We start from the raw sequence: 9,561 nt of genomic DNA, 5'->3' as shown, positions 1-9,561 counted from the left end.
CCGCTATGACCGCAAGGGCGATCACTTCGAAGCCTTCGCCACCATCGCCAGCACCCTGATCTGCTACCGCCGCCTCACCAAATGAGATGCGCCCTAAGGGGTAGCAGGAGTTGGGAGTCGTGGGTGTTCGCGGCGGAGATGAGCACACGCCTGCTGGACTCGATCGCTCCGATCCGCTCCCCGCGCGGGCGACCCCGTCACCGCCCAGCGAAGCTGCACGCGGACAAGGCCTATGACCAGCGCGCCCTAGGTACGCATCGCCCGCAAAGGCATCGAGTCCTCACAGCGCCTCGGCCGCCACCGCTGGATCGTCGAGTCCTGCCTGTCCTGGCTCCTGCGCAACCGCCGCCTGGTCCGCCGCTACGACCGCTTCCTCGCGTTCGCCGACATCGGCTGCCTGCTCATCTGCTACCGCAGGCTGACCAAGGCCACCAACTGAGACGCGCCCTAAGTAAGTCGTTCCTCCCCGTGGGCGCCCCGAGCATCGTCTCGATCGGCACACCCATGTCGCCCTTCACGATCACCACCGACGACCAGGGCTGGGTCACCTCGATCAAGGTGGAGCTGACCCCGGGCGACGGCCCGAAACTGACGATAACCACCACGATGAGTGATCATGGGAAGCCTTTGAAGATCAACGCGCCGGCACATGCTGGTGAGGCCGCTGACTTCTACTACCGCAAGTGACAGCTCAGCCGTTGCGACCAGTTCGTCATGCCGAATCCCTCAATCAGGGCATGAAAGCCGCCACGGCCGAGCGGGATGGCACCGCCGCCGGCGCGCGTCCCCGCCGCTGAGGCCGGAACCTCGACGACCAGCGAAGGACTGGCGAGATCGTCGGGCACAAGCTGGGCACAACTGACGCCGACAAGGGCTGTCAACCGCTGTAAGGCAACGAGAGACCTCGCCCAGGTCAGGACGCCGATCCGCCCGATCTAAGATGATCCACATGCCGCCGGAGGGGTTCAGGGGGCCCGGCCACTCCTGGAATACAGCGGTCAGATCCACTGTCTCGCACCGGGTTTGATGGAGACACTCTCCACCAAACCCGGGGCTTGACAACCTTCTGACGGCCGACGACCTGGCGACGGCCTGGCTACCGTCTGATCCGCCTTGCGCCTGGGCCTGGTCCTCCCTGGCGACCCCGTTATTCCTCGTGCCATGAGTGGGGCTCGATCAACCATGGCTGGCCGGGGTTCTCGCGGTAGGCCACCTGGCCGATCGGAAGGCTGGCCAACTGCGCCACCGACGAGTTCCGCTCAACGACATGGTTGATACACGTCACGACCACGGCGCCGGGTTGGTTCGGGTCGTTCACGCCGTCGCCGACGATCCAGGAGTTGTCGCCGGTATGGATGACCTCACGCGCTGGCTCAACACCATCCAGCACGGTTCGTTGGACCACCGCCCCGAGGTTGCCAGGGAATCGGCCATCGCTGAAGGGGAAGGGCAAAGACCGGAACACCTCGTGCTGGTCCGAATGCTCGTGAGCCTCGACGTCGTGATCGTCCACGGCGACACCCTAGACGCGCCCCGCCTGCTCCGCCGATTGGCCGCTGGCCTCCCCCTGCGAAGCCAGCCTGCACTGTCAGCTTGGAATCGGATTGATCACGGTGGTGAGTGGTCGTCCCACCTGGCTGTCGAGCACGGAAGGGACCGGTGATTTCATGCGACAGGCCGTTGTTGACCCCTGCTGACCGCTCCATCGTGCACGGGTCGGGCACGGCGGCGCGTGGACCGAACCCCTAGCCCTGTGTTGCAAAGGCAGCTCGGTGTAGTTGATGCTTGCCGATCATTGCCGACGACTGGTGTTGGCGTCAGGGGCTTTGCTGTCCTTCACCAGCGGATGGCGGCTGTAGCACGTTCGCTGATTTGCTGCTGACTGGCGATCGTCAGCTCGACCGGGGTCAGCACGTCGCCGCCCTGTAGAACCCGTCTTCCGCGAACGGGTGACCCTCCATGCGACCCGCCGCCGGGAAGCCATGCCGTAACTGACACTCAGGCTAGTTGCCGCAGACCTTCCGGCAACGCCGCCTCCCGGGCCGAAGGCGGGATGTCAGACTGCGCAGGAGGTAGAGGGTGATTGATTACTGCGCGCACGTACTTTCCCTCAATGCGATCAGGCAGACGCTAGACTCCGTCGCGCCATCTACTCCGTACGGTGACGCCTGGTCGGCGACTAGGGCCGCTGTCGACGCGGAGCCCGGTTGCGCGCTGCTCGGTGCCCTCGTCGATCATCTCCTCGAACGGTCGGACGGAGTCGAGCGGGAACACGACCTGCTGGAGGAGGGCGCCTCTGTCTACGCCCTGGCTGCAGACGCCATGTCCCAAATGGCGAAGTTCCGCAGCGAGTTCGAGCGCATGGCGAAGTCTCCAGCCACCGCCTCCCTCGAGCGGTACCGGGAACTGATCGAAAGCATGCGATCACTCGAGGCATCTATGTCTCAGAAGATCGACCAGGTCAAGGATCTCAAGAAGAGGGCTATGCCGCCCTACTCCCATATCCCTCCTCATGGCGCTTCTGAGGATCAGCCCGTCGAGTCGTGGCTCTGGCGGGATGTCGTTCTGAGCCGGCGCACCGACGCGTTGGTCCGGGAAGTGGAGGCCGCCGGGGATGGCACTCCCACGGCTCTCGCCTTCTCCTTTGGTGCCGCAACGAGCTATGCATCCAACTGCATAGGCAGCAGCTACCTGACGGCCACGGTCGGTGGACCGCGCCGTTCACATGGGATGCGCGACCGAGTCGCGCGGTACGTAATGGGGGGCTGGTTGCGGGCGAAGGCGGGGGATCCCACGATTTGGCCGTCCTTCTCTAAGTTGCGAGAGGCGCTGGTGTTGGAGAACGGCGCCAGCCCGAAGCTGCCTGACGTAATCGAGACCCAAATCCTCACGGCCCTTGATCGTGCATTCCCCGCAGGTGCCGGTGGGCCGGCCGCTGCACCTGACCTTCAGGCCGGTTACGCAAAGCTTTTGCGCCACCTGGAACTGCTGGACTCGTTTCCGCGGCTGCCCATTCCGCCGGACATCGATGCCGCGCTTCTTCAAAGGACAATGGAGGGTGCCATTGGAGGCGGCGGCGGCGAGCCGAACGCGGCCGACGTTCTGCAGGATCCGCAACAAGGAATTAGTGCGCCCACCGACGGTTTGGGAGACCCACAACCGCCGGTGGTCGGCGCAGAGGGCAAGGTCGGCGACAACGGGTGCTTTGGCCTACTTCTGGTTCTTCTCTGCGTGACGATCGTCGGGATCATCATTGTCATCCTCATTGCCGATGACTCCTCCGGCGAAAACCCTTCGTCATCCCGTCAGGCGCTGACAAGATTCCTGGAGTCCGACAACGCCTGCAAAGTTGCGGCCTATGCCTTCCACGCCCACACTCAACTGTACGAATCGGCATCGGTCCTGCTCCAACATTTCAAACGAATCGGGCTCCTCTATCCCGATGAGTTTGACTTCACGGATCCCCTAGCACAATTTACGCATCTGCCGGCCAAGCCAGGCCTATATCCCTCCACCCCTGTGACACCTGCACCTGGGACAGAAATCGGCTGGCACCTTCTCCGGCCATCTTCTCGGATAGAGGAGCCAGTTGAAGATCCCTCGCTGTATCCAGCGTCAAGTACGCCGGCTGTCGTGTTAGAGGGAACATCGGGTGGGCCTGCGCCGACCGTCGGTGAATTCGGGGCAGAAGTATGGCTACGACATCAGCCCCGAGCGAACCCAGGCGAATCAGACATCAACCTGAATGCCGATGCTGACCGCGGCTTCGGACATCAGTGCTGGCGAGTGCCAGTTGGGCACTCTATACAGGAGAACCCAGTTCCAGTCGAAATCCTCGAATATCTCGACGTAACGTGATGGGAGACAGTATGGCCAGGCAAAGGAATGGCCATGATGCTAACGACGAAAAGAAGCGCCCAGACACCCCCTTCCTTGTGGTCCCCTACACCCCGTCGGATAACGGGGCAAGAACTTGGACCGACCCCAATGTCGTCTACTACGAATGCCCCAGCATTCTCATCGATCACGACCCGTACGATCCTGCGAATCCGTTGGACCCCGACACGCTGGTTAAGCTCTCCGTGAAGGTTAGGAACTTAGGTGCTCTCAGTTGTCTCGTGACAGCCCGGTTCTATTGCAACAGCCCCGCTACTGCATGGACTCCCCGAGTGGTTGGATCAACCACCTTCCTCATCGGAGCCCAGACGGGGCCGACCGAATCTCCTACTGCTATCGATTTTACTCCTTCCGAATACTTCGGTCGCTTCGGTCTTCCAACTCCTGACCACTTCTGTTTTTTTGTGGAGGTAACCACATCCCTCGACCCGGCACCTGGCACGTATAACGCTGTGAAGGACCGCCACTATGGGCAACAGAATGTGCTGGCCCATACGGTCCAAGCCGCCCAACGTTTGGTGATTCCGTTCGACGTCTCAGACCTCGGTGACCAGCGGTACGAAATCAGGTTGCGGCAACTTGAGACGAGCGAGCCGGTCCTGTTCTTCCCGGAAGGGTCCTTGCGCCTATTCGACCCATCGGTCGGGCAGGCGGTAACTGGGTCAATGGAGGTCACTCTCGAGGCCGGCGAGATCAGAGGGGTCCAGGCTGTAATCGACGTACCCGACGACGCCTCTCCGGGCAGCGCGGCGAAAGTTCTCATTGAGCAATCCGTGCAAGGTTCAGAGAAGGGGGAGCCGGTCGGTGCAATCGGTGTCACTGTCGTTGTTTCGAGCTAACGTGGTATCTGGCATCGCCTGAACCCATCCCCCGTTTGCCCCTCCTGCGCTTGCTGAGGATTCCGCTGATTGACACTCACAGGACGGCTCTTGCCATCCCGTCTGCCGCCGACCCGCCCTCCTGGGGAGCGGGCCGCCGCCCGGCCCGCCACGTCAAGCGGACCTTGGCAGCTCGTACGGACGCTGGCGGGCCGGGCGGTGGTGTGCTCGGCTTGCCCGGGTCGACGGTGGGCGGGATGGCCTACCGCAACCACCCACGGACCGCAACGCGCGCACCGAGCCCCGGTCATCCTGGAGTCGTTGCGCCCCCGCCGGAGGCGCAGTAGCCGCAACCCGGCGACCGCCGCCAGTACCAGGCGGGGACACGGGCGGACAGGCAGGACCGCAGGAACAAGCGGACGGACAAGCTGCTCACCGCCCGGTCGGAGGGAAGATCGTGTCATCGCGGTGACAACCGGGGGACGACGTCTTGCGCCTCGTCATTCCCGACGGCCGGGAGCAACCGGGCGTCCCGTATGAGATCCAGGAAAGTCCATCGCTCCGTCGCGGTGCCGGCTACTGACGGCTGCTGACCAAGCCGGGTAGGTTCATGGCGATCCGCCAGCACGCGTCGCGGACCGCGGGCAGCTGCTCCGGAGCCACGCCGTCAAGTCTCCATGCCAGCTCGTCGGTCAGGCCGCGCAGATACTCATCCATCCGTCGTCCGACCGCCGCGGTGAGGCGGACCAAAACTATGCCGTCGCCGGCCGGGCTCGGCGAACGGGTGACCGCCCCCATGCGCTCGGCCTCGTCCAGCAGCCGCACCGAATCGTCGCGGTCGAGATCGGCGATCATCTCGGCCACCGGCATGCCCCCGAATGCCGATGCAACCGCAACAGCAGCTGCATCGTCCCCCGGTCCATGCGCGGGCCTCCAGCGAAATCCTTCAACGAGAACACCGCCGCGCGTAGGGCCACTGCGGTCTCGTAGTTGAGGATCCGACCGGGGCTCAACGGCCCCAGAAACTCGCGCACGGCGGGGTCGTAGAGCAGGTCCACTTCGTATTCAAACCGGCGGACGTCCCCGTCGAGCGAGGCCCCCCGGACACCTCCCGCATCTGGCGCTTGAAGCGGGCCTCGACGTTCGAATCCATGCGCAGGCAGACGTGGCGAAGCAGGGCCAGCCGGTCGGGGGCGACCGAGTCGAACAGCAGTGCCTGCTGGTCGGCCATCCGCTCCAGGTACTCGTCCACGATCCGCTCAGCCCGTTCGGTGATCCGGAGGCAGCGTGTCTGGTCGCCCGTCGGCCCGGTCGAACGGGTCAGGCGCCCCAGGCGCACCAACTCATCCAGCAACGACTCGACATCGTCGAGATCAAGGACGTAGCTCAAGTCGTCCACCGGCATGCCTTCACGGTGACGTCTCAGCTCGATCAGCGCCTTCAGCTGGTCACTGCCGTAGCGGTCCCACCTCGCGGCGCCGAACGCGCGCAGCGCGGGCCAGAGGAGGGCCATCACCATCAGCGTCTCGTAGGCCGTGACGCGGTCGGCTCCCAGTGACGGCTCGATGAACTCACGTATGCCTGGCGCGTAGAGCAGGTCATCGCCGTCTTGTGCGAGCTGGATCGCAGCTGGCCGGTCAGACATTTCCCGCGGCTCCTTTTCGTGATGCTTGCCGAGTTGGGCCCGGCCCGCCCCATCACGAGTCCGACCTGCGTGTCTTCCTGACCTGGTGCACCGGCCAGGAGCTGTAGCCACTGCCGACCACACGCGCGGACATCGAGCGATACGTGCGCTGGCTCCAGGACGTGCGCCGATCCCAGCGCTCGACCGTCTCCCGCCGCCTATCGGTGGTGATCGGCCTCTACCGCGTGTGCGTCATCGATTCCATCCTGCCGCACTCACCGGCCGACTACGTCCGCCGACCGGTAGTACCACCCGAATCCCCCACCCTCGGCCTTGGCCACCTCCAGTTCGAAGCCCTGATCACCACCGCACGGCAGTCGAGCAACCCAAACGACTTCGCCCTGATCGCCCTGCTCGGCCGAAGCCTGCGGCGCCACCATCCGCGACATCGGCAAGGAACACGGGCACCGCGTCCTGCGAGTGCGCGGCAAGTGCGGCAAGGTCGTCCTCGTCCCGCTGCCACCAGCGGTGGCCAGGGCCTCGATGGTCCGATCCTGCGCAACACTCTGGGCGCGCGGATGGACCGGCACGCCGCGACCCGCCGGCTCAAGCATCTCGCTGCCAGCGCCGGAATCCGGATGCCGAGGATGCACCCGCACATGCTGCGCCCCACCTTCGTCACCACCATGCTCGACGCCGGCGTGAGCCTACGCGACGTGCAGATCGCGGCCCGTCACGCCGACCCGCGTACGACCATGCGCTACGACCGCGCCCGCAAGAACCTCGACCGGCATCCCAACTACATTCTCGCCGCCTACATGGCCTCGCGGGACGTAGCGAGCACAACGAGCGGATTTGCCGATGAGCGTGCATGAGGACAGGGTTTGTAATACGGGGCAGCCGGGGCGGGTAGCATAATCCGCCCGTGAGTTCGATCATCAAGTTCTTCGTCGCTCCCGACAATGCGGCCGCGGCCAGCGTCGTGGAAAGCGGCCCTGGACCAGGCTTCGAGTCGGCCACCTACGGCAACTTTGACGTCTGGTCGACGCTTGAGGAGTGGGAGAGCCTCCTAATGGATCGGGACCTCGATGAACTCATCGCCGGCGGGGGGCCGGACGTGGTCAGCGGCGACGACAGACCTTTGGTCCTACTCGTCCCTCCCGATCTCACGAAGGCGTTGGCCGACGCCGGCGGCGAGACGCTGGGCAGGACCGCCGAGCGGTGGATCGACTTGCGGTCCGAGGAAGGCGAAGCCATCGACGACGACTTGGCCCATGAACTCGTTGGTGAGGTCGCTGCTTTGGCAGCGAACGCAGCGCGAACGAAGAGTTCGCTCTACTGCCGGATCTGCTGAAGCACCGGCGAGGAGCGCACAGTTGGCCGATGGCCGCGCGTCGGACCAAGATCAGGTGCACGTAGCCGCAGACCGCGCGTCCTGGAGTGCAGCCGGCAGACGGCACGATAGGCGCCTACGTATTGACGTAGCCGATTTTCTTCGGCCGGTCCGGGACTGTTGAAGCGACATGCGGGCTATCGGGAGAGGTACGCCTTGATGCTTGTCGGGAAGCGCCCTGCAGCGCCCGCCATGGCGGTCCGCGCCTCGCCCGTCACCGCCACCAGAGTGGTCTGCTTGGGCGGTACGACTATCAGGTCACCGACCGGTACGACCTGAGCGGCCTGCTGGCGCTGGTCTCCCTCGGGAACGGTCCAGATGATGTAGACCAGCCGGACGCTCATTTGTTCGCTGTCGTCATTGCGCAGCGACACGGCGGTGAACCGGCTGTTGCGGTCGAGCACGCGGCCGGATTCGTCCACCGGGGTGACAACGGGCTCGACATGGACGGCTGGGGCCTCGATCGTCTCCGTGGTGAGCGCGGTCACGACCACGTCCTCGGCGAATTGGGCTCCCTCGCCTGTGAAGATCAGCACGTCGACGCCACCGCCCGGTGGGACGACCAGGTTGCCCTGGTCGCTGCCGTAGACAGTGGTGACCTTTACGGCCGGTAGCGGGCTTCGGGTGGCGTCGAGCGCCGTGAACCGCAGCGTCGGGGCGAGCATTTGAGTGCTGTCGTTGTAGATCGTGAGCACTTGGTTCATGTACCCGTCCCCGGTGGTGGCCGCGAACTCGAACCGCAGCGTGGCGGCGAGGTGGGGGCGAGCGATGAGCCCGCAGCCGGCGAGCAGCAGCGTGGCCAGGAATCCCGCAATCACCTTGAGAGATTCTGACTCTGCGTGCAGACGCCGACGAGGGCGGTTTGCGGTCGAGGTGAGGAGCACCGCAGCAGGATACGGGCGGACGCATCCGCTGCGTTGACCCGTGGTGGGTTGCGGCGGCCAACGGTCGATGGCCGGGTGTTTGGGTAGGTGAGCGAGGTGGATGACGTTGGCTCCGGAAGGAATCAGACACGTCGCCAACGGAGGAGGCAACGTGCTGATGGTGGACGGCGCGCCGGGACTATCACCCGGACGCGAGCCGGCTGCGGTAATGCGCTCCCAAGGCCGCACTCATCTGGCCGCGATCCGGGCACTGGCCTTCGCCAGCAAACGACCGGGTCGTTCGATTGGCGGCCAGGATTGCCTATGTCGATCATGGGATCAAACTTCGCTGGCAGCGAGCAGAGGGGTGGCGGATGGGCGCCTCGGGTACCGGACCGTTCGAGAACGACGGAGCGCTGGATCTCTGTGACGAGTTGCGCGACCTCGACGGTGAGGCCGTGCGTGATCTTCTGAGGTTAACGCTGACGACCGTCGCCGGCTTCGACGAGCACGAGTATCTCGAGAAGGACGAGGCGGAGGCAGCAGTTGCGGCGGCCGCGATCGTTGCCGCCGGACGAAGAGGCGACAACGAGACGCTACAGTGTTGCGGCTTGGACGTGAAGGTTCCCACTAAGCTGGACGATCTCGTCGAGGTAGCTGTCGCGGCTTTGCTGCGTGTCATGGGTCAAGAGTCAGAACTCAGCAACCTGTGGGCCGACACGGTGTACGACGATGACTGGCGGGTCCGAGTGCAGGCGAACATCGACGCGCTCCAGGGGCCTTCTAGGGTGGCCGGGTGACTGCCAAGCCAGCTGCCGGCCCCTGCATCCCAACCCGGCCGACGGCTGCTACCCCGACGTCAACGGCCCGGCGTCCGGATCTGCCGCGATGCGCGCGTTACGCAGCGTGACTCGACGTCGGTTGGCCGCCGGTCTCAACTGCCCCATTGATTAGGTCGTTCGTCGG

Annotated in this window: 9 protein-coding genes and 2 pseudogenes; 7 read left to right on the top strand and 4 right to left on the bottom strand. The window is 64.7% G+C overall.

Annotated features, from left to right (window positions below; genetic code table 11):
- Positions 1-153: 153 nt before the first annotated feature.
- Positions 154-439: pseudogene (locus ABZ783_RS34360) on the top strand (IS5/IS1182 family transposase); the annotation flags it as partial.
- A 14-nt stretch (positions 440-453) separates the two neighbouring features.
- Positions 454-687, top strand: a pseudogene (locus ABZ783_RS34355) (hypothetical protein); the annotation flags it as partial.
- A gap of 460 nt (positions 688-1,147) precedes the next feature.
- On the opposite strand, the gene ABZ783_RS34350 reads toward ABZ783_RS34355, so the two are convergent.
- Positions 1,148-1,513, bottom strand: coding sequence for a hypothetical protein (locus ABZ783_RS34350; RefSeq protein ID WP_357446282.1), 366 nt, complete (start codon positions 1,511-1,513; stop codon positions 1,148-1,150).
- A gap of 566 nt (positions 1,514-2,079) precedes the next feature.
- On the opposite strand from ABZ783_RS34350, the gene ABZ783_RS34345 reads away from it, so the two are divergent.
- On the top strand, positions 2,080-3,858 hold the full coding sequence (locus ABZ783_RS34345) for a hypothetical protein (RefSeq protein ID WP_357446279.1): 1,779 nt from the start codon (positions 2,080-2,082) through the stop codon (positions 3,856-3,858).
- Positions 3,858-4,736, top strand: a complete 879-nt coding sequence (locus ABZ783_RS34340) for a hypothetical protein (protein WP_357446276.1) — start codon at positions 3,858-3,860, stop codon at positions 4,734-4,736. The genes ABZ783_RS34345 and ABZ783_RS34340 overlap by 1 nt, the downstream gene beginning before the upstream one ends.
- A 555-nt stretch (positions 4,737-5,291) precedes the next feature.
- On the opposite strand, the gene ABZ783_RS34335 is transcribed toward ABZ783_RS34340, so the two are convergent.
- Positions 5,292-5,579, bottom strand: a complete 288-nt coding sequence (locus tag ABZ783_RS34335; RefSeq protein WP_357446273.1) for a hypothetical protein — start codon at positions 5,577-5,579, stop codon at positions 5,292-5,294.
- A 145-nt stretch (positions 5,580-5,724) separates the two neighbouring features.
- Positions 5,725-6,360, bottom strand: coding sequence for a hypothetical protein (locus ABZ783_RS34330; protein ID WP_357446270.1), 636 nt, complete (start codon positions 6,358-6,360; stop codon positions 5,725-5,727).
- Between the two features lie 143 nt (positions 6,361-6,503).
- Between ABZ783_RS34330 and ABZ783_RS34325 the strand changes: the two genes are divergently transcribed.
- On the top strand, positions 6,504-7,214 hold the full coding sequence (locus tag ABZ783_RS34325) for a tyrosine-type recombinase/integrase (protein WP_357446267.1): 711 nt from the start codon (positions 6,504-6,506) through the stop codon (positions 7,212-7,214).
- A gap of 50 nt (positions 7,215-7,264) precedes the next feature.
- Entirely contained in the window at positions 7,265-7,693 is a 429-nt protein-coding gene (locus ABZ783_RS34320) for a hypothetical protein (protein WP_357446264.1), read from the top strand.
- Positions 7,694-7,869: 176 nt separating this feature from the next.
- Here the strand turns inward: ABZ783_RS34320 and ABZ783_RS34315 are convergent, their stop codons facing one another.
- Positions 7,870-8,616 (bottom strand): hypothetical protein, encoded by a 747-nt coding sequence (locus tag ABZ783_RS34315; protein WP_357446261.1) that lies wholly within the window; start codon positions 8,614-8,616, stop codon positions 7,870-7,872.
- A 353-nt stretch (positions 8,617-8,969) separates the two neighbouring features.
- Between ABZ783_RS34315 and ABZ783_RS34310 the strand changes: the two genes are divergently transcribed.
- Entirely contained in the window at positions 8,970-9,395 is a 426-nt protein-coding gene (locus tag ABZ783_RS34310; RefSeq protein WP_357446258.1) for a DUF4259 domain-containing protein, read from the top strand.
- Positions 9,396-9,561: the final 166 nt, after the last annotated feature.

It is taken from the genome of Micromonospora sp. NPDC047738, assembly GCF_040642675.1.
Classification (GTDB): Bacteria; Actinomycetota; Actinomycetes; order Mycobacteriales; family Micromonosporaceae; genus Micromonospora.
This window is presented reverse-complemented; position numbering and strand designations above follow the sequence as displayed.